12 protein-coding genes and 1 pseudogene are annotated in these 21,453 nt (G+C 62.1%); 9 read left to right on the top strand and 4 right to left on the bottom strand.

Translation table 11 applies throughout. From position 1 onward, the window contains the following. Nucleotides 1–77: 77 nt before the first annotated feature. Nucleotides 78–2,204, bottom strand: a complete 2,127-nt coding sequence (gene recQ / locus QOM08_RS07550) for a DNA helicase RecQ (RefSeq protein ID WP_107322112.1) — start codon at nt 2,202–2,204, stop codon at nt 78–80. 420 nt (nt 2,205–2,624) lie between these two features. Between recQ and QOM08_RS07545 the strand changes: the two genes are divergently transcribed. From QOM08_RS07545 to QOM08_RS07535, 3 genes and pseudogenes are all read left to right on the top strand, one after another. Then, complete coding sequence (locus tag QOM08_RS07545) at nt 2,625–3,212, top strand: YecA family protein (protein ID WP_047226200.1); 588 nt, start codon at nt 2,625–2,627, stop codon at nt 3,210–3,212. 8 nt (nt 3,213–3,220) lie between these two features. After that, nucleotides 3,221–3,616 carry a YbaN family protein gene (locus tag QOM08_RS07540; RefSeq protein WP_316912763.1) on the top strand — a complete coding sequence of 132 codons (396 nt, stop codon included), beginning with the start codon at nt 3,221–3,223 and terminating at the stop codon, nt 3,614–3,616. 27 nt (nt 3,617–3,643) lie between these two features. Then, nucleotides 3,644–3,751: pseudogene (locus QOM08_RS07535) on the top strand (DUF6124 family protein); the annotation flags it as partial. A 126-nt stretch (nt 3,752–3,877) separates the two neighbouring features. Here QOM08_RS07535 and QOM08_RS07530 read toward each other — a convergent pair. Beyond that, a complete protein-coding gene (locus QOM08_RS07530) occupies nt 3,878–10,993 on the bottom strand; it encodes a retention module-containing protein (RefSeq protein WP_316912762.1) in 7,116 nt (2,371 codons plus the stop codon). Between the two features lie 452 nt (nt 10,994–11,445). On the opposite strand from QOM08_RS07530, the gene QOM08_RS07525 reads away from it, so the two are divergent. The 3 genes from QOM08_RS07525 (at nt 11,446) to QOM08_RS07515 (ending at nt 16,424) form a co-directional block, all read left to right on the top strand. Next, nucleotides 11,446–12,804: a TolC family outer membrane protein gene (locus QOM08_RS07525; protein WP_047227895.1), complete on the top strand. Its 1,359-nt coding sequence runs from the start codon at nt 11,446–11,448 to the stop codon at nt 12,802–12,804. A 27-nt stretch (nt 12,805–12,831) separates the two neighbouring features. Beyond that, complete coding sequence (locus QOM08_RS07520; protein ID WP_188252119.1) at nt 12,832–14,991, top strand: type I secretion system permease/ATPase; 2,160 nt, start codon at nt 12,832–12,834, stop codon at nt 14,989–14,991. 68 nt (nt 14,992–15,059) lie between these two features. Beyond that, nucleotides 15,060–16,424, top strand: a complete 1,365-nt coding sequence (locus QOM08_RS07515) for an HlyD family type I secretion periplasmic adaptor subunit (protein ID WP_316912761.1) — start codon at nt 15,060–15,062, stop codon at nt 16,422–16,424. 152 nt (nt 16,425–16,576) lie between these two features. Here QOM08_RS07515 and QOM08_RS07510 read toward each other — a convergent pair whose 3' ends face one another. Next, nucleotides 16,577–17,173: a tRNA-uridine aminocarboxypropyltransferase gene (locus QOM08_RS07510; protein WP_310663045.1), complete on the bottom strand. Its 597-nt coding sequence runs from the start codon at nt 17,171–17,173 to the stop codon at nt 16,577–16,579. A 9-nt stretch (nt 17,174–17,182) separates the two neighbouring features. Beyond that, nucleotides 17,183–18,076 carry a LysR family transcriptional regulator gene (locus tag QOM08_RS07505; protein WP_047227898.1) on the bottom strand — a complete coding sequence of 298 codons (894 nt, stop codon included), beginning with the start codon at nt 18,074–18,076 and terminating at the stop codon, nt 17,183–17,185. 341 nt (nt 18,077–18,417) lie between these two features. Between QOM08_RS07505 and speB the strand changes: the two genes are divergently transcribed. Genes speB through QOM08_RS07490 form a run of 3 tightly spaced genes read left to right on the top strand, consistent with a single transcriptional unit; the run spans nt 18,418 to nt 21,369 of the window. Beyond that, nucleotides 18,418–19,368 (top strand): agmatinase, encoded by a 951-nt coding sequence (gene speB / locus QOM08_RS07500; protein WP_003198979.1) that lies wholly within the window; start codon nt 18,418–18,420, stop codon nt 19,366–19,368. Nucleotides 19,369–19,377: 9 nt separating this feature from the next. Then, nucleotides 19,378–19,803, top strand: a complete 426-nt coding sequence (locus tag QOM08_RS07495) for a YybH family protein (RefSeq protein WP_076385888.1) — start codon at nt 19,378–19,380, stop codon at nt 19,801–19,803. 51 nt (nt 19,804–19,854) lie between these two features. Beyond that, on the top strand, nt 19,855–21,369 hold the full coding sequence (locus QOM08_RS07490; RefSeq protein WP_316913218.1) for a cytosine permease: 1,515 nt from the start codon (nt 19,855–19,857) through the stop codon (nt 21,367–21,369). Nucleotides 21,370–21,453: the final 84 nt, after the last annotated feature.

Genomic DNA, 21,453 nt, shown 5'->3' with positions numbered 1-21,453 from the left:
TAGTCAGCTAAGCATGAGCTTCGGATTCAGGCAAGGTTTACCCTGTAGTGAATCGTTAAAGGAAGGTAACTCACTGATCAGACTTCAAATTCCGACTGCAACGCAGCCCTGACACAATACAGGACACCTTCCGGAACCCGACCGACAAACAGTGCTGCAACTTCCGACACCGCTGGCAACTCGCCTTCGCCGTCCAGAAACGCATCCTGCACCTCGCCCATCAACTCCTCGGGTAAATCCAACGCCTGCTCCAAAGACAACTGCTGCTTGCCGATGGCCTCGGCCAGCATCGTATAAACGTTCTTTTCCGAGCATTGCAGTTGTCCGGCAATCTGCAACGGGGTCATGCCGGCGCGGGCCAGGGTGATCAATTCGTGACGAACATCGGCCACCGCTTTCGGCGCCTCGACCTCGCCGCCCAGCACTTGGAGGAAGGCTTCGCCGTAACGCTCCAGCTTGCGCGCGCCCACGCCACTGACCCGGGCCATTTCCGCCAGGGAGGTGGGTTGGCTGCGGAGCATTTCCAGCAGCGTCGAGTCGGGGAAGATCACATACGGCGGCACGCCATGCTCTTCGGCCAGCTTGCGACGCAAGGCGCGCAAGGCTTCCCACTGGTCGCGCTCTTCGCCGCGCACCAGTTGGCTGGCCTGGCTCTTGCTGTTCTTGATCGCCGTTGCCGGCTTGAGATCACGGCGCAGTTCAAGGGAGACCTCGCCTTTGAGCAACGGCCGGCAACTCGCACTCAGGCGCAGGCCGCCGTAGCCTTCCAGGTCGATATCGGCCAACCCGCGGGCCACGAGCTGGCGGAACAATGAACGCCATTCACTTTCCGTGCGTGCCTTGCCCACACCGAACACCGAAAGATGCTGGTGGCCAAAACTGCGCACCTTTTCGTTGTCCTTGCCCAGCAACACGTCCACCAGATGCCCCACGCCATAGCGCTGGCCGGTGCGATAAATCGCCGACAACGCCTGGCGGGCCGGCTCGGTGGCGTCCCAGGTTTCCACGCCGTCGACGCAGTTGTCGCAATGTCCGCAAGGCTGGGGCATGTCTTCATCGAAATAGGCCAGCAAGGTCTGGCGCCGGCAGCGGGTCTCTTCGCACAGCGAAAGCATGGCGTCGAGCTTGTGCTGTTCAAGACGCTTGTGGCGCTCGTCGCCCTCGGAGTTCTGCAGCATCTGCTTGAGCATCACCACGTCTTGCAGGCCGTAGGCCATCCACGCGTCCGCCGGCAAACCATCACGGCCGGCGCGCCCGGTTTCCTGGTAATACGCCTCGAGGGATTTGGGCAGGTCCAGATGCGCGACGAAACGCACGTTGGGCTTGTCGATGCCCATGCCGAAGGCCACGGTGGCCACCATGATCAGGCCTTCCTCATTGAGGAAGCGCTTCTGATGATAGGCCCGCAGGTCATTGGGCAGGCCGGCGTGATACGGCAATGCCGGAAAGCCTTGCTCGCAGAGAAACGCCGCCACTTCATCGACCTTTTTGCGCGACAGGCAATAAACGATGCCGGCATCGCTGCGCCGCTCGGCAATAAACGCCAGCAACTGCTTGCGCGGCTGCTCCTTGGGCACGATGCGATAGAAAATGTTGGGGCGGTCGAAGCTGGAAAGGAAGCGCTCGGCGTTCTGCAAATGCAGGCGTTCGACGATTTCTTCGCGGGTGCGTTTGTCGGCGGTGGCGGTCAGGGCGATACGTGGCACGTCGGGAAACAGTTCGGCCAGTTGCCCCAGTTGCAGGTATTCACGACGGAAGTCGTGGCCCCATTGGGACACACAGTGGGCTTCGTCGATGGCAAACAGAGCGATTTCCAGGCTCTGCAGGAAGGCCAGCATGCGCGGCTGCACCAGGCGTTCCGGGGCCAGGTAGAGCATTTTTATTTCACCGCGCTTGATTCGCGCCGCCAGGTCCCGTTGCTGCTCGGCGCTGAGGGTCGAGTTCAGCGAAGCGGCTGCAACCCCCAGCTCTTCAAGGGTCGCGACCTGGTCGTCCATCAACGCAATCAGCGGCGAGACCACTACCGCCAGGCCGTTGCGCAACAGCGCCGGCACCTGGAAGCACAAGGATTTGCCGCCGCCGGTGGGCATCAGCACCAGGGCATCGCCACCGCTGGCCACGCGCTCAATAATGGCACCCTGGCGGCCACGGAAACTGTCGTAGCCGAAGATGTCCTTGAGGACGCGTTGAGCCTGTTCGAGCATAAAAACTCCAAAAATCACCGAAACATCCCTGCAAGGCTGGTTCAGAATCAAAAACGCTGCACCGGCAAATCGTAAGTGCGCGTTTCGAAACGCCGGGACGCCGCAGGGCATCACAAAACGCGGCAGTATACCCGAGGGTTTCGTTGTAAAGGGTGATGCTGACAAGAGGTGTCGGGGGTCTTCCGGTTGCCATCAGTCCCTGTGGGAGCGAGCCTGCTCGCGATGACATCGGCCCATTCAACATCAATGCAAGCTGCTCCACCGCTATCGCGAGCAGGCTCGCTCCCACATTTGATCTGTGGGCGAGCGCAAATTTGTGTCCACCCCGGGCATTGGAGAGGCAAATACACCACGCGGCTGGCCTGGGCGCTCAAGAAGGCCTAGAATTCCCGCATTGTTTATTCCCCAAGGTAGCCTGTAATGTCCTTCGCTGAGCAACTGACCCGCCTGCAAGTCTTCCTCGACGCCGATGAGCTGCACGAAGAGGCGCTGGATTACGTGGCCGCTCACGGCTACCTGACCGCCCTGTCCATCTGCTCCGAACAGGTGCCGGAGCGTGAGTGGATCGACGCGCTGTTCGCCGAAGAGCCGCATTACGCCGACGATGCCGAGCGTGAGGTCATCGAAACCACGCTGGTGTTGCTCAAGGCCCACATCGCCCGTCAGTTGGCTTCCGACGAAGAATTCGAACTGCCATGCGAGCTGGACCTGGGCGATGACCCGGACGATTCGGAACTGCGTGGCTGGTGCATCGGTTTCATGGAAGGCGTGTTCCTGCGCGAAGCCGCCTGGTTCGAAACCGCCGAAGAAGAAGTCAGCGAAATGCTGCTGCCGATCATGGTCGGTTCCGGTCTGTTCGACGAGCAACCGGAGTTTTCCGACATCGCCGCCGACGCGAACCTGATGGACGACATGATCGTGCAGATCCCTGAAGCCCTCACCGCCCTGTACCTGCTGTGCAACGCCCCGGACGAGAAACCGGCGATCCTCAAGCCGCGCCACCACTGAGCCACCGGGTGCCCGCGCCCATCGGCAACCGCTCGCTGATCCTGCGCTACGTTCTGCTGGCCATTGGCTGGTTGAGCGTGGTGCTGGGGGTCATCGGGATCTTCATTCCCGTATTGCCCACTACCCCTTTCCTGCTACTGGCCGCGGCCTGCTTCGCCCGCAGCTCGCCACGCTTCTATCGCTGGCTGGTGGGCCATCCGCGGCTCGGGCCCTGGATCGCTGACTACCTCAGCGGCAACGGCATCCCGCTCAAGGGCAAGGTCTACGCCATCGGGCTGATGTGGGTGAGCATCCTGTTGTCCTGCTATCTGGTGCCCCTGCCGTGGGCGCGGGTGTTCATGCTCACCAGTGCGGTGCTGGTGACGGTTTATATCCTCAAGCAAAAAACCCTACATAAGTCCTGAAGTCGGCGCGAAGCTACGTTGACCCATTTCGAGCTGGACGGCTCGCGACGGCATGTGGCGCTGGGTATTCAGCAATTGATCGAACTGGGCGGATTGCTGGCAAACCGCGCGCTGGATAACGTCGAGCCGCGCTAGTCGACACACCTTCTCCCTCACCACAAAAGCATGCATGCCGTTCACGCAAAAGCGTGCATCCCCTCAAAAACACAAAACCCGCCATGTCCTATTTGAACATGACGGGTTTTGTCGTTTCAGTTCACCTCACACGGTGTCCACCTTCAACGAGTGATCATTCAACATTCCGTTGATGATGGTCGCTGTATCCGCGCCGGCGATCATGCCGTCCACGCCCGGTGTGACGCCGTAGTAGCTGGCGAGGTTGACGCCGGCCAGGTCGATGGTCTGGTTCGGCGCGGCGCCGGCCGTGGAGCTGACGTCGATGCTGGTCATGACCGACGCACCACTGCCGGTGACGCTGAAGTGCAGGTAGTCGTCCAGGGACGCGCTGCTGCCGTTTTCCCCCAGCAACAGTTGCGACAGGTCGAGTTTGTCGAGGCCAGGGGTGAAGTCCGTGACCAGGTCATGGCCGCTGTTGCCCACCTGCCATTGGAAGGTATCAGCGCCGCTGCCTCCGGTCAGGGTGTTGTTGCCCAGGCCTCCGATCAACACGTCATCGCCACCACCGCCATTGAGCACGTCGTCGCCCAGGCCGCCGTTGATGCGGTTGCTGGCACTATCGCCGGTGAGGGTGTCGTTGAAGTTCGAGCCGACCAGGTTTTCGATGCCCGCCAGGGTGTCGATGCCGGCGCCCACGGTGTTTTGGGCGGCTAACAGACCCAGGTTCACCGTAACCCCGGCACTGGCGTGGGCGTAGCTGGCGGTGTCGTTGCCGGTGCCACCGTCGAGCAGGTCGTTGCCGGCGCCGCTGTAGAGCAAGTCGTTGCCCGCCTCGCCGTGCAAGGCGTTGTTGCCCGAACCGGCGCTGAGTATGTCGTTGCCGTCGCCCGCGTTGAGGATGTTGTCCCCCTCGCCGGCGATCAGCACGTCGTCCCCTGTCGTGCCCGTCAGGGTGTGGCCTGCCTGATAGCTGATGCCGACCGCTGCGCTGTCGCTGCCACCGTGATTGTCGCTGGCGGTGTAGCTGCCGTGGTAATCCGGCGTGCTGTCCTGGGCGCCGGCGTAGTTGACGGTCAAGGTCAGTTGGTAGTTTTCCGCGCCGTTGGGGTTGCCACCACTGCCATTGGCGATGTTGGTGACGTGGATCTGGTAGTTGCCATCCGCCGCCGCGGTGAACGAGGCACCGTCGGTGATCGCGATGAAAGGCCCGCCGTTGAGGGAGTACTCCAGGGCGATCCGTCCGGCCGCCAGGTTGTGGTCCAGGGTGAGGGTTTCCCCCTGCTTGAGGCTGATGTTGAGCCGGTCTTCATCGTTGGTGTTGTGGTTGGACACCATCCCCAGTGCGCCGCTGACCACCAGCACCGCGGTCATGGTCGCGGCATTGGCGACAAAAGCGCCGCGGTTGAGGTTGATCGACTGCACGTTGTTACCGGTGAAGCTGACCGTGCCGGTACTGCCGGTGAAGTCTGCGCCCCTGGCAACCCAGCCGGTGTTGAAGCCGGTGGGCGACGCCGTGAGCGGGTCGCCGTTGGCGTCGCTGTCGTTGCCCAGCAGCATTTCTCCCGGGATCACGATGTTGCCCGACAGGACGTTGGTGATGATGTTGTCGTCGACTGCCACGGGCGGGCTGTTGGGGAGAACCTTGACCACCAGGCTGGAACTGGCCAGGTCGCCGTCGTGGTCGCTGACAGTGAAGCCGATGGTCTCGGTGATCAATGTGCTGGTGGCGGTCTGGGAGGTGTAGCTGTACTCGCCGGTGTCGAGATTCACCACCAGCGTGCCGTCGTGGTCGGTGGCGATACTCAGCGTGTTGTTGGCCGTGTTGAAGGTGCCATGGTTGGCCCCGCCGCTGGCGGTCAGCGCACCCTGTCCGGCGTTGGCGGCCGGATCGTAGCTGTAGGTGGTGCCATCGACCACCAGGCTTTTGACAAACCCGCCGTCGGCGCCGAACGAGCCGCCCTCGCCCAGCAGGCCGCCAGTGACGGGCACACCCTGCACGGTGCCGGAGAGCACCGAGTTGAGCTGGTTCAGGTCGGTGACCAGCACCGCGTCGGTGTTGGTGTGGGTACTGCCGTCGTAGGCCAGCGGGTCAAGGTGAGTGTCACTGACCCCACCGCCCAGACCGATGGCGTAGTTCTTGATGCCGTTGGCGTCGAGGAATGCTTTCCACGCCGCTTCGTCCGCCGCATCGATCCCCTGGCCCGTCGTGGGCTTGCCGTCGGAGAAGAAATAGCCAATGTTCTGTGCGCCGGTCAGTTGCCCCGAGGTGACAAACGCGGTCTTGGCCGCCGCTACCGCCGCATCGTAGTTGGTCCCACCGCCCGCTGACAGGCCGGAGAGGAGCGACTTGGCGGTCGCCACGTCCACCCACACGGAAGTCTGGTCGGTGGCGCTGCTGCTGAAGGTCACGAGCTGGACTTTCACATCCCCCAGATCGTCGTATTTATCGAGCAAGGCACTGATGGCCTGTTTCGCCAGGTCCAGCCGCGAGAGCCCCGGTACACCCGAGGGGTCGGCCATGCTCCCGGACACATCGAGCACAATCAACAGGTTCGAGTCGATCTCCACCGCCGTCACCGAACGCTCGGACGCGACGGCCGTGGGCACGTCGTCGACGATGCTCACCACCAGGTTGCCGGTGACACTGTTGCCCAAGGCGTCCGTGGCTTGGTAGGTGAAGCTTTCGCTCAATACATTTGGGCCGTCGTTGGCGTTGGGCGCCGTCGTGGCGGGCGAAGTCAGCGTGTAGGTGTAAGAGCCATCGGGGTTGAGCAACAACTGGCCGTAAGCGCCGGTGGCGTTGCCCACCAGACTGAACGTCAGCGCACCACTGGCACCAGTCACCGAACCGACCAGGCTACCGCTGGCGGTTTCGCTGGTGGCGCTCGGCGCGCTGCCGGTGACGGTACCGGGGGCCAGGTCCTGGCCGTCCTGGTTCAGGTCCAGGGCTTTTTCGTAGACGGTAATGTCCTGATCGGTTTCAGCGACGAGGCAGCTGTTGTAGACATCGATGGTGATGGTGGTGGTGCTTTCATCGCCGTCGGCATCGCGCACGGTGTAGGTGAATACGTCGGTGGCACCGGGTGCACTGACGGTGTTCGGGTTGCTGTGGTAAACGGCGTTGCCATTGGCGTCCAGCGTGAGATAGCCGTAGGTGCCGTTGATCTGGGTGTTGAGGCCACCTGTTGCAGGGTTTGAGGTGTCGTTGCCGGCACGTACGCCGATCACTGCGCCACCGTCGGCGCCGAGCACGTCGTTGTCCAGCACATTGCCATTGACCGTGCCGCCCTCCACTACCGAAGCCAAATCGGCATGGGCGTTGGGTACGTCGTCAACGATGTTGATAACGATGGTGCTGGTGACGGTATTGCCCAGCGAATCGGTGGCTTGATAGGTAAAGCTTTCACTCAGGACATTCGGACCATCGTTGGCCGAAGGTGCGGTGGTGGCTGGCGAGGTCAGGGTGTAGGTGTAGGAACCGTCCGGGTTGAGCAGCAGTTGGCCATAGGCACCGGTGGCGTTGCCTACCAGGGCGAAGGTGACGGCGCCGATTGCACCTGTGACCGAGCCGACCAGGCTACCGCTGGCCGTTTCAGTGGTAGCGTTCGGCGCGCTGCCGGTGACAGTGCCGGGTGCCAGGTCCTGGCCGTCCTGGTTCAGGTCCAGGGCTTTTTCGTAGACGGTAATGTCCTGATCGGTTTCGGCAACGAGGCAGCTGTGGTAGACATCGATGGTGATGGTGGTGGTGCTTTCATCGCCGTCGGCATCGCGCACGGTGTAGGTGAATACGTCGGTGGCGCCCGGTGCACTGACGGTGTTCGGGTTGCTGTGGTAAACGGCGTTGCCATTGGCGTCCAGCGTGAGATAGCCATAGGTGCCGTTGATCTGGGTATTGAGGCCGCCAACCGCCGAGGTTGAGGTGTCGCTGCCAGCACGCACACCGATCACCGCGCCGCTTGCGGCGGGTCCGTCGGCACCGCCCACATCGTTGTTCAGAACGTTGCCGCTGACCGTCCCGCCTTCGTCCACCGAGGCGGAATCAGCATGGGCGGTGGGCAAATCATCAACGATATTCACGTCCAGATTGCCAGTGGCCGTGGTGCCGTTGTCGTCGGTGACCACGACGGCAAATTGCTCGCTGAGGCTGTTGGCGCCGTTGGCGTTTGCGTGAGCTTCATTGTCCAGCAAGGTGTAGCTGTAACTCACCACGCCCGTGGCGGCGTTGAAGCCGGTGATGGTCAGCGTGTTGCCCAAGGCCGTGGTGATGGACTGTGGGAAACCGGCCGCAACACCGCCCGTGACGACATTGATGCCGCCCACGCTCAGGGTCTGTACACCGTCCAGCGCGGTGATGGTGAAGGTGCCGCTTTGGGTCAGCGCTGGAGCGTCCGGGCTGGTGCCGTCGCTGAGGTTTTTCTCCTGAAGGTTCAGCTCACCGCCTTCGGTGTCCAGGCCTTCGATGATCACCGGGTCGTCGTTGTTGTGTACCTGCAACACCAGGTTGGCGGTGCTGGTGTCGCCATCGGCGTCGGTCAGGGTGTAGGTGAAGGTTTCGCTACCGCTACCGCCGCCGTGCAGGCCTTTGAAGTCGGCGTCGGCGGTGTTGAGCGTGTAGGTGTAGGAACCGTCAGCATTGAGGACCAGCGTGCCGTAAGTGCCAGTGAAAGTACCGGGCGTGACCGGGCCGGACGCCACACGATCCGCGCCTTCGGTGTCATTGGTCAGCACGCTGCCCGTCAGGGTCAGGTTGGTTTCCGAGGCGGTGCCGGCGTTGCTGTCGTCCACGGCTTGAGGCAAATCATCAACGATATTCACGTCCAGGTTGCCGGTGGCCGTGGTGCCGTTGTCGTCGGTGACCACGACGGCAAATTGCTCGCTAAGGCTGTTGGCGCCGTTGGCATTTGCGTGGGCTTCGTTGTCCAGCAAGGTGTAGCTGTAACTCACCACGCCCGTGGCGGCGTTGAAGCCGGTAATGGTCAGTGTGTTACCCAATGCCGTGGTGATGGATTGTGGGAAACCGGCTGCAACACCACCCGTGACGACATTGATGCCGCCCACGCTCAGGGTCTGTACACCGTCCAGCGCGGTGATGGTGAAGGTGCCGCTTTGGGTCAGCGCTGGAGCGTCCGGGCTGGTGCCGTCGCTGAGGTTTTTCTCCTGAAGGTTCAGCTCACCGCCTTCGGTGTCCAGGCCTTCGATGATCACCGGGTCGTCGTTGTTGTGTACCTGCAACACCAGGTTGGCGGTGCTGGTGTCGCCATCGGCGTCGGTCAGGGTGTAGGTGAAGGTTTCGCTACCGCTGCCGCCGCCGTGCAGGCCTTTGAAGTCGGCGTCGGCGGTGTTGAGCGTGTAGGTGTAGGAACCGTCAGCATTGAGAACCAGCGTGCCGTAAGTGCCGGTGAAGGTACCGGGCGTGACCGGGCCGGACGCCACACGATCCGCGCCTTCGGTGTCATTGGTCAGCACGCTGCCCGTCAGGGTCAGGTTGGTTTCCGAGGCGGTGCCGGCGTTGCTGTCGTCCACGGCTTGAGGCACATCATCAACGATATTCACATCCAGGTTGCCGGTGGCCGTGGTGCCGTTGTCGTCGGTGACCACGACGGCAAATTGCTCGCTAAGGCTGTTGGCGCCGTTGGCATTTGCGTGGGCTTCGTTGTCCAGCAAGGTGTAGCTGTAACTCACCACGCCCGTGGCGGCGTTGAAGCCGGTAATGGTCAGTGTGTTACCCAATGCCGTGGTGATGGATTGTGGGAAACCGGCTGCAACACCGCCCGTGACGACATTGATGCCGCCCACGCTCAGGGTCTGTACACCGTCCAGCGCGGTGATGGTGAAGGTGCCGCTTTGGGTCAGCGCTGGAGCGTCCGGGCTGGAGCCGTCGCTGAGGTTTTTCTCCTGAAGGTTCAGCTCACCGCCTTCGGTGTCCAGGCCTTCGATGATCACCGGGTCGTCGTTGTTGTGTACCTGTAGCACCAGGTTGGCGGTGCTCGTATCGCCATCGGAGTCGGTCAGGGTGTAGGTGAAGGTTTCTGTGCCACTTCCGCCGCCGTGCAACGCCACGAATTGCGGGTCGCTGGTGTTGAGGGTGTAGGTGTACGTGCCGTTGGGGTTCAGCACCAGGGTGCCGTAGGTGCCGGTGAACGTGCCGCCAATGATCGGCCCGCTGTCAGGACCGGTGGGGATGCGGTCGGCGCCTTGATGATCGTTGGGCAAGACGTTGCCGGTGAGCGTGACAAGACTTTCCGATGCGGTGCTGGCGTGGCTGTCGTCAATCGCCTGGGGTACGTCGTCGGTGATGTTGACGTCCAGGGTCCCCGTGGCGGTGTCGCCATCGCTGTCGACGGCCACGACGGGGAACTGCTCGCTGATGTTGTTGGCCCCGCCCCCGGCGGGATGGCTTTCATTGTCCGTCAGGGTATAGCTGTAGCTGACCACACCGGTCGCGGGGTTGTAACCGGTGATGGTCAACGTGTTGCCCAGCGCCGAGGTGATGGATTGGGGAAAACCTGCGGGCACGCCACCGGTGATCACGGCGATTCCACCGATACTCAGGCTGCTCAGCCCATCGGGCGCGGAAATGGTGAAACTGCCGCTTTGCACCAGCGCGCCGGGATTGCTGGCGGAACCGTCAGACAGGTTCGCCTCATTGGCGGTCAATTCACCGCCATCCACGGTCAAGCCATCAAGGGTAACCGGGTTGTCCGGGGTTTCAGGGTCTACCGGTGGCACGATTGCATCGTCGCCGCCGTCATCCGGATCACCGGCCAGACGCAGGTCTGGAAACTCGGGTATCCCGTTGAACCCGGCGGTGGGAAAACCGATCTGCGGATCGACCTCCCCGCCGACCTCCTCCAGCAACACAAAACTGTGCCCGCCACCCACGCCCCCCGGATTACCGCCCTCGGCGCCTGCAGCCGTCGCCTCGCCGGTCTGGGTCGGGTCAGCGCCGGCGGCGATGGCTTGTTGCAGTTTTTGCACATCGGTCAGTTGCGCATCACTGGGTGTGGTGGCCTCAGGCGTATCGCTAGCAGAGGCCTGGTTGGCGAGCAATTGCGGGCTCAGCGTCAGGTCACTTCCGCGGCCCAGGGTCAACTCCTTGCCGTTTTGCAACTGCACAGCCACCGCCCCTTCGGCCCCGGTGATCAGGTGCTCGCCGGCATAGAGCCGATCACCTTCAACCAGAGGTCGCCGCAGACCGCCGACGGCTTCTGCGAAAACCTGTCCTACCACCTTGCTGACGGTACCGATGAGCGCTGCCATGTGCATTCCTCCGTTGCCAACCGCAGTCGGCACCTGTCTGGGTGAAGAATTGGTGCTCGGGTTGGCAGCCAGGGAATCTGGAAAATCTGCCAGCTTTCGGGGACGTAAAAGGCGCTAGCTATTCGCCACAATGACAAAAAACCGTCACTTAAAATCGCCTTTCAAGTCGTCCTTTTCGGCACCTCTTCACATCGCTTCAAAATGATTATGGAACTTTATTGACGCCCAAAATCCGTCAGGACCCGCAGATTCAAAGGCTTTCGCTTTGAACAATGTGCCGCTTTTTTCCAAGCACATAAGTTTTTTTTGGCATAAGTCTTATGAGAAATTCTTCTTAGGTTTTGCGCAGGATGTTCTTAGCTGTGTTGTTACAAGCTTGAAACGGTTTTGATCTTAAATACGTCAATATTTTGGCGACAGCGAAGCACAACAGACCTTAGGAGATGCACCCCATGCGCGTTCTTTCCCCCCTCTGCAGCGCGGTTTTGCTGGCCATGGCCTGCTCTTCTTCAGCGCAGGCCATGTCGTTGACCGAAGCGATCCAGAGCACCATTGCTACTCACCCGGAACTGGCGCAACGGGTCGATAGCCGTCTGTCGGCCAATGAAGACGTCAAGGTCGCCAGAGGGGGGTTCTTCCCATCGGTGGACTTGAATGCCGGCTACGGGCGCGGCTACAGCGACAACACCAACACCCGGGCGCTGGGCAATCACCACACCAATATCCTGACTTACACCCAGTCGGAGCTGCGCCTGCGGCAGATGCTGTTTGACGGGTTCAACACTGCCAATGAAGTGGAACGCACCAAAGGCGTGGTCAATTCCCGCGCCTACTACGCCCAAGGCACCGCCCAGGACCTGGCGCTGCGCACCATCGAGGTTTACTTGGAAGTGCTCAAGCGTCGCGAGCTGGTGACCCTGGCCAAGAACAACCTGCAGGCTCACCTGCGCGTCAACGACCAGATCGGCCTGCGCACCGAGCGTGGCGTGGGCAGCACCGCCGACTCCGATCAGTCCAATGCTCGCCGGGCCCTGGCGGAAAACAACTACGACACCGCCCAGGTCGACCTGGCCGACGCAGAGGCTAACTTCTACAGCGTGGTCGGACGCATGCCCGATGAGCTGGAAACACCGCCCTCGACCAAAGGCGAGATGCCCGCTGACCTGCGCGAAGCCCAGCAAAGCATGGTGGACAACAACCCGTACCTGAAATCGGCCCAGGCCGACGTGCAGTCCGCCGAAAGCCAGTATGAAGTGGCCAAGTCGCCGTTCTATCCGCGGTTCGACGCCGAGGCGGCGGTGGGCGCCAATAACAACCTCGGCGGCGAAGAAGGCCACGACAACAACTGGCGGGTCGGCGTGGTGATGAACTACAACCTGTTCCGCGGCGGCAGCGACAAGGCGCGGTTGGCGTCCAATGCCCACCAGATCAACCAGGCCATGGACATCCGCAACAACGCCCTGCGCCAGCTCAACGAAGACACCCGCCTGGCCTGGAACGCGATGCTCAACGCCCGCAAGCAGACCCCCACCGCCCGGGAATATGCCGAAACCACTTCCCGTGTACGCGCCGCCTATCAGGATCAGTTCGGTCTCGGCCAACGGACCCTGCTCGATGTGCTCGACAGCGAAAACGAGCTGTACAACGCCAACCGTCGCTACACCGAAGTGCGCTACACCGAGGAATACTCGATGTATCGGGTATTGGCGAACATGGGCCAGCTGTTGAGCAAACAGCGGGTGGTGCTGCCGGCCGACGCGGTCGCTCAAACAGAAGTCAAAAACGAAGCGCGGCTGCCAGAACTGAAGTAGCCCCCCAAAAAAATGGGAGCGATCAATGTGACCAGCATGGAACCCGCAACCCCCAGCACCGATCCGCGGCTGAATGTCGATGATCCCTTGCTGGACGGTCTGTTGATCCTCTGCAAACTCCATGGCGCGACAGTCAGCCGCGCCAGCCTTGGCGCCGGGCTTCCAATGGCGCACCAACGCCTGAGCCTGGACCTGCTGCCGCGCGCAGCGGCCCGGGCCAATTTGCAGGCGCGCTTGCTGCGCCGAGAGCTGGCCGATATTTCGCCACTCAACCTGCCGGTGATGCTGATTCTGGCCGGTGGTCGTTGCGCCGTGTTGCGGCGCTGGAGTGAGGACGGCCAGGCGCTGATCCTGCCCAGCGAAGCCGATGGCGGCGAGCAGTGGGTCAGCCGCGACGAACTGAGCGCCGTCTACAGCGGCCAGGCTTTGTTCGCCCGGCCGCGCCATGAACTCGAAGACCTGCGCGCGCCCTTGGTTCCACGGGTCGAGGCCTGGTTTCGTGACACCTTGAAACTGTCACGCTGGCTGTACAGCGACGCGATCCTGGCAAGTTTGCTGATCAACCTGCTGGGGCTGATGGTGCCGCTGTTCGTCATGCAGACCTACGACCGCGTGGTGCCGAACCAAGCCACATCGACGTTGTGGGTGCTGGCCGTGGGGCTGTTAATCGGCACGGGTTTCGAACTGGTTTTGCGCGTGGTGCGCGCCCATCTGCTGGACACCGCCGGCAAGAAAACCGACGTGATCCTCTCCGCGACCCTGTTCGAACGCATCACCGGCATGGCGATGAAGGCCAAACCGGTGACCATCGGCGGGTTCGCCCAAAGCATCCATGACTTCCAGGGTCTGCGCGAATTCCTGACCGCTGTCACCCTCACCAGCCTGATCGACCTGCCCTTCGCCGTGCTGATGCTGGTGGTGATCGGGTTGCTGGGTGGCTGGCTGGTGGTGATTCCGGTGGTGGCTTTTCCGCTCACCATTATTTTCGCCATGATCATCCAGGCACGCCTGCGCGACACCGTGCAGAAAAGCCTAGCCCTGGGCGCCCAGCGCCAGGCATTGCTGATTGAAACCCTCGGCGGCCTGGAAACCCTCAAGGCTTGCAGCGCCGAAAGCGAGCGCCAGCATCAATGGGAAAGCACCCACGGCGCCCTCACCCGCCTGGACAGCCACGCCCGCAGCCTCTCGGCGCTGGCCACCAACGGCACGCTGTTTTTGCAACAACTGGCCGGCATGGCGACCATCGTCGCCGGGGTCTACAGCATCATCGCCGGTAACCTCAGCGTCGGCGCGCTGGTGGCGACCTACATGCTCGGCAGCCGGGTGCTGGCGCCGCTGGGGCAGATCGCCGGGCTGATCACCCGCTACCAGCAGGCACAGCTGACCATGCGCAGCACCGATGCGCTGATGGCGCTGCCCCAGGAGCGCGATGCCAAACAACGGCCGCTGGATCGCACCCAATTGCAGGGCGCGCTGGACGTCAGCGGCGTGACCTTCCATTACAACGGCCAGAACGCCCCGGCGCTGGCGAATGTGAGTTTCAGCCTCAAGCCCGGCGAACGGGTCGGGATCATCGGTCGCAGTGGCTCGGGCAAGAGCACCCTGGCGCGCCTGGTGATGGGATTTTATGAGCCCCAGGAAGGCCAGTTGCTGCTCGATGGGCTCGACCTTCGGCAACTGGACGTGGCGGACCTGCGCCAGCAGATCGGCTATGTCGCCCATGACCTGCCGCTGCTGGCCGGCAGCCTGCGGGACAACCTCACCCTCGGCGCCCGCTACATCAGCGATGCACGCATGCTGGAAGTGGCGGAACTGACCGGCGTCACCGAACTGGCCCGCCAGCATCCCCAGGGCTTTGACCGCCCGGTAGGCGAACGCGGGCAGTTGCTCTCCGGTGGGCAACGCCAGGCCGTGCTACTGGCCCGAGCCCTATTGCTCGACCCGCCGATCCTGCTGCTGGACGAACCCACCAGCGCCATGGACAACAGCAGCGAAGACGTGTTGCGGCAAAAGCTCCATACCCATGTGCAGGGCAAAACGGTGCTGCTGGTGACCCACCGCACGTCGATGCTCAGCCTGGTGGATCGGCTGGTGGTGCTGGACAACGGCCGGATTGTGGCCGATGGGCCGAAGGAAGCGGTGATCGATGCACTGCGTAAAGGACGGGTGGGGTCTGCGGCGGTGTAACAGCCCACACAGTCCCCTCACCACAAAAGCCGCACCGACCTTAGCTCTTTTAACTGACGGGTATCCCCATGTCTGCTCAAACACCCGATTCAGCGGCCCGAAGCTACTTCGGCAGTTTCAGCAAAAGCGCCGAAAGCGAGTTCATGCCGGAAACCGCCGGTGCCGCGCTGCAGGATTCGCCCCGTCGCTCGCGGGTCACGGTGTGGCTGGCGGCCGGACTGATCATCACCGCGTTGGTGTGGGCCAAACTGGCAGTCTTGCAGGAAGTCACCACCGGTGAAGGCAAGGCCATTCCTTCGAGCAAGATTCAGGTAATCCAGAACCTGGAGGGCGGCATCGTCACCGAGATTTTCGTGCGCGAAGGGCAGATGGTGAACAAGGGCGACACCCTGCTACGCCTGGACGACACACGGTTTCTGTCGAACAAGGGCGAAAGCGAGGCCGACCGTTATGCTCTGACCGCCCAGGTCGAACGCTTGTCGGCCGAAGCCGAGGGCAGGCCTTTCGAACTGTCCGCTGAAGTCATCAGCAAGGCCCCGCAAGTGGCCGAGGACGAACGCTCGCTGTATGAACAACGGCAGCGACGCCTGGCCAGCGAACAGCGGACGCTGACCGAACAACTGCGCCAGAAAACCCAGGAGCTGGCGGAGTTTCGCTCCAAGCAGGGCCAGTTCAGTTCCAGCCTGGCCTTGCTGCAAGAAGAGATGAACATGTCGGCACCACTGGTGCGCACCGGGGCGGTGTCGCCGGTGGAAATCCTGCGGCTCAAACGCAGCGCGGTGGAAATCCGTGGTTCGCTCAACGCCACCACCCTGGCGATTCCTCGGGCCGAATCGGCGATCAACGAGATCAAGAGCAAGATCGACGAATCAGAACAGTCCTTCCGCTCCGAAGCGGCCAAGGAACTCAATGAGAAACGCACGGAGTTGTCAAAAATCACCGCTTCGAGCATTGCCATCGACGACCGCGTGACCCGCACCACCGTAGTCTCGCCGGTACATGGGGTGATCAAGCAGCTAAAGGTCAACACCATCGGCGGCGTAGTGCAGCCGGGCAGCGACATGGCAGAAATCGTGCCGCTGGAAGACAACCTGCTGATCGAAGCCAAGGTCCGCCCCCAGAACGTGGCCTTCCTGCATCCGGGCCAGAAAGCCATGGTCAAGTTCAGTGCCTATGACTACACGATCTACGGCGGGATGAGCGCCAGGCTCGAACTGATCGGCGCCGACACCATCACCGATGACAAGGGCAACAGCTTCTACCTGATCCAGGTGCGCACAGATAAAAATCACTTGGGCGGCGATGCCAAACCGTTGTTGATCATTCCTGGGATGGTGGCGACGGTGGACATCATTACCGGGGAGAAAAGTGTCCTGGATTACCTGCTCAAGCCGGTGTTGAAGGCGCGGACTGAGGCGATGCGTGAGCGGTAGGCCTTGAGCTGAGACTTTGGTTGATTGTGCTACCGCTATCGCGAGCAAGCTCGCTCCCACATTGGATCTGTGGTGTTAGCAGATTTTTTGCATGCACTGGAGATCAACTGTGGGAGCGAGCCTGCTCGCGATGAGGCCAGCACAGTCACTACTTATTCCTGCGCATGATTACGCCGAAAAACCTCCTCCCCCATCGCAGCAATCTGCCCCTCGATCAACGCTTCGAACGGCCTCAGCAACGGCTCAAAACGGGCCGGTGTCTCAAGGGTTTGCAGCGCCTGGACAACCGCCTCCACCGTCGACAACGCCCCTGGCCCTGGCGCCTTGCGCAAGCGGTATCGAGACACACTGCCCGCGGCCAGTGTCACCCTCGGCAGCGCCGCCAACAGAGGGTTGAGGTGCAGCAACTTGCGCGCCTTGCGCCAGGTGCCGTCCGGGACGACCAGTAGCAGCGGATCCTCAGACAGAGCATAAGCATGCATGGGCTGCGCCTCTTCGCCGGGAAACAAAAGCCGCGCCTGATAACCCGGTTGATTGAGCAGCCCAGGCAAATCCTCGAACACCTCGCCCACGATCAACTCGGCATTATTGAGCCCCAACGCCGCCAGCCGCGCGGTGTTCAGGGCATGGTTCACCTCGCTGGGATGCTGCAACAACAGCACCCGAGTGCGGCTGTCGAGGCTGGGGATCAGCGGGCACAAACAATGGCTTTGCGGCCTGTGGCAGCGCGGACAATGAATTCTGGACATGACGGCACCTCAGGCCTGGTTGAGCTGCGCCTTGAGCAGATCGCGAAAAGTCTGGATCAGCGGCTCACGGCTGCGGCCACGGCGTACGATCATCGAAAACGGTGCCTGATAACCAAAAGTGGCCGGCAACAACACGCGCAAATCGCCCTTGTCCACCCAGGCCTGGGCATAGTGTTCGGGCAGATAGCCGACGTAGGCACCGGACAATACCAGGATCAACTGCGCCTCCATGCTCTCCACCGTCGCCGCGCTGTGCTTGAAACCGTGGCGGGCCAGTTCGGCCTGGCTCCAGTAACCGCGCCCGACCATGCGTTGCTGGGTGATGAGTTGCTCAGGGATACGCCGCTCGTTGAACAGCGGGTGACGGTTGCTGCAATACAACCAGTGCTGCTCACGGTACAGCGGCATGTAGACCAGGCCGCTCATGCGCGTGGAAAACGCGCCGATGGCCAGGTCCAGGCGGTTGTCCTGCACGCCCAGTTGCAGTTCGTACGGGCTCATGACCGACAGGTGCAGGTGGACTGCCGGATGCTCCTGGCTGTAGGCGCCGATGGCTTCGGCGAACGGCAGGGCTTTGTCGCTGACGGTGGAATCGATCACCCCCAGGTTCAGCGTGCCGCGCAACTCACCCTTCAGCGCGGCGGCGTATTGCTCGAACCCTTCAAGCTCGCCCAAAAGACGCAGGGTCTCCTGGTGGAACAACTCGCCCTTGCTGGTCAGGCTGAACCCACCCCGCCCACGATGACACAACACCAGGCCCAGGGCCGATTCGAGCTGGCTCATGTAGGTGCTGATGGCCGACGTGGAAAGGTTGAGCTCGTGCTGGGCATTGGCGAATCCCTGGTGCCGCACGACGCTGACGAAAATGCGCAACAGTTTCAGGTCGGGTAGAGCGTTGGCCATGGAGAACTCCAGATTACACGATGCATAGAACTTGCCGTGCCCTTGTGGCGAGGGAGCTTGCTCCCGCTCGACGGCGCAGCCGTCGCAAAACCTGTCGACGCGATTTAACTGATGCGCCGAGGTGAATGATTTTGGGGCTGCTTCGCAACCCAGCGGGAGCAAGCTCCCTCGCCACAGGGGACATCATGTCTCCCAAGACTGCGCTGAAGCGGAGTCTATCGCCCCATCCCGCATTAGTTTAGAAAAATCTGAACTAAGTATTTGCCCCCAGCGATTCTTCCACTCCCAGGCTTTTCGCAGAATCGACCCCTGATAAATAAAACAACGATGAGGCCCTACCCGTGGACAAGATTCTTCACCAACCACTGGGCGGCAACGAAATGCCGCGCTTCGGCGGCATCGCCACCATGATGCGACTCCCCCATTTACAAACCGCTGCCGGCCTGGACGCTGCTTTCGTCGGCGTGCCGCTGGACATCGGCACCTCCCTGCGCGCCGGCACCCGTTTCGGGCCCCGCGAGATCCGCGCTGAATCGGTAATGATCCGTCCCTACAACATGGCCACCGGTGCCGCGCCGTTCGACTCGCTGTCGGTGGCCGATATCGGTGATGTGCCGATCAATACCTTCAATCTGCTGGACGCCGTGCGGATCATCGAAGAGTCGTACCACAAGATTCTGGAACACAACGTCATTCCCCTGACCCTGGGCGGCGATCACACCATCACCCTGCCGATCCTGCGGGCGATCCACAAGAAACACGGCAAGGTCGGCCTGGTGCACATCGACGCCCATGCCGATGTGAACGATCACATGTTCGGTGAGAAAATCGCCCACGGCACCACCTTTCGCCGCGCCGTGGAAGAAGGCCTGCTCGATTGCGACCGCGTGGTGCAGATCGGCCTGCGGGCCCAGGGCTACACCGCCGATGACTTCAACTGGAGCCGCAACCAGGGTTTCCGCGTAGTCCAGGCCGAAGAGTGCTGGCACAAATCCCTCGCCCCACTGATGGCCGAAGTCCGCGAGAAGGTCGGCGGCGGCCCGGTGTACCTGAGCTTCGATATCGACGGCATCGACCCGGCCTGGGCCCCTGGCACCGGCACCCCGGAAATCGGTGGCCTGACCACCATCCAGGCCATCGAAATCGTGCGTGGCTGCCAGGGCCTGGACCTGGTCGGTTGCGATCTGGTAGAAGTCTCGCCGCCCTACGACACCACCGGTAACACCTCGCTGCTGGGCGCCAACCTGCTGTACGAGATGCTCTGCGTACTGCCCGGTGTGGTCCATCGCTGAGGCGCGGTCATGAACGATCAGGCTCAAGTGCTCAAGGCCGCCGCTGAACTGGTGTCGGCCTTCGCCCGCAATGACCGTGACGCCTACTTCGGCGCCTTCACACCCGACGCGAGTTTCGTGTTCTACACCCTCGAACAGCCTCTGCTGTCTCGCGATGCCTACCAGGCGTTGTGGGACCGCTGGCGGTCCGAGGATGGCTTCGAGGTGCTGTCGTGTACCTCGAGCAACGCCTTCGTCAGCCTGCAAGGGGACGTGGCGATTTTCATCCATGACGTGGCCACCGAGTTGCGCATGCAAGGGGAGCGACACTTTAGCCAGGAGCGCGAAACCATTCTGTTCCGCAAGCAGGAAGGACGCACACAAGAACAACAGGGCCTATGGCTGGCCTGCCATGAACATTTGTCCGCTATGCCGGAAGGGCTGCCACCCCCTTAGCCAAACAGACGACGCTCGCACACGATGGGCGCGCCTTTATGATCGGAGCAGATCATGCATAACAATAATGACAAAAGCCTTACGCAAATCGAAACCAACGGGGTCGAACAGATCCCGGACCATGAGCGAACCGCTGGCCCGACGGATCTGTTTCGACTGATCTTCGGCGGCGCCAACACCTTCGCCACCGCCGTGCTCGGCAGTTTCCCGGTGCTGTTCGGCCTCTCGTTCCAGGCCGGGGTCTGGGCGATTGTGCTGGGGGTGGTGCTCGGTTCGATCATCCTCGCGCCCATGGGCCTGTTCGGCCCGCTCAACGGCACCAACAACGCGGTGTCCTCCGGGGCGCATTTCGGCGTACACGGGCGGATCGTCGGCTCGTTCCTGTCGCTGCTGACGGCCATCGCGTTCTTCTCCCTGTCGGTGTGGAGTTCGGGAGATGCGTTGATCGGTGGCGCCAAGCGCTTGATCGGCGTACCGGAAACCGACTTGAGCCTGGGCCTGGCCTACGGCCTGTTCGCCTTGCTGGTATTGACGGTGTGCATCTACGGCTTTCGCTTCATGTTGTGGGTCAACCGCATCGCCGTGTGGGCCGCCAGCCTGCTGTTCCTACTGGGCATCGTCGCCTTCGCGCCGACCTTCGACAGCCAGTTCGCCGGCACCGTCGGCCTCGGCCAGCCGGGCTTCTGGGCGGCGTTCATCGGCGCGGCACTGGTCGCCATGAGCAACCCGATTTCCTTCGGCGCGTTCCTCGGTGACTGGTCGCGTTACATCCCGCGCAACACGCCCAAGCGACGCATCATGCTGGCGGTGATCGCCGCTCAACTGGCGACGCTGATCCCGTTCCTGTTCGGCCTCGCCACGGCCACCATCGTGGCGATCAAGGCACCGGACTACATCGCAGCCAATAACTATGTGGGCGGCCTGCTGGCGGTTTCGCCGGGCTGGTTCTTCCTGCCGGTGTGCCTGATCGCGGTGATCGGCGGCATGTCCACCGGTACCACGTCGCTGTATGGCACCGGGCTGGACATGTCCAGCGTGTTCCCACGAGTTCTGTCGCGGGTCAAGGCCACGCTGCTGATCGGCGTGCTGTCGATTGCCTTCATCTTCATCGGGCGCTTCGCCGCGAACCTGGTGCAGAGCGTATCGACCTTCGCCGTGCTGATCATCACCTGCACCACGCCATGGATGGTGATCATGATCATCGGCCTGCTGGTGCGCCGCGGCTTCTACTGCCCGGATGATCTGCAAGTGTTCACCCGTGGCGAAACCGGCGGGCGCTACTGGTTCAGCCACGGCTGGAACTGGCGCGGCCTGGGGGCCTGGATTCCCAGCGCGCTGGTGGGGCTGTGCTTCGTCAACCTGCCTGGGCAGTTCGTCGGACCGCTGGGCGAACTGGCCGGTGGCATCGACATCGGCCTGCCGGTGACCCTGGGCCTGGCCTCGGTGATTTACCTGGTGCTGCTTGGGTTGTTTCCGGAGCCGGCGGCGGTGTATGGGCCGGATGATCCGCGTAGCAAGGGTTCTTCGGTGCCAATCGAGAAACCCTCCCTCAGACAGACCGCCTGACCTGAGCAAACGAAATACCCGTGGCGAGGGAGCTTGCTCCCTCGCCACAAAAGCGCGTTCACACAGAGGTTGCAGTGCCTGGGC

The sequence above is a fragment of the Pseudomonas sp. P105 genome (assembly GCF_032614175.1).
Taxonomy (GTDB): Bacteria; Pseudomonadota; Gammaproteobacteria; order Pseudomonadales; family Pseudomonadaceae; genus Aquipseudomonas; species Aquipseudomonas rhizophila.
This window is presented reverse-complemented; position numbering and strand designations above follow the sequence as displayed.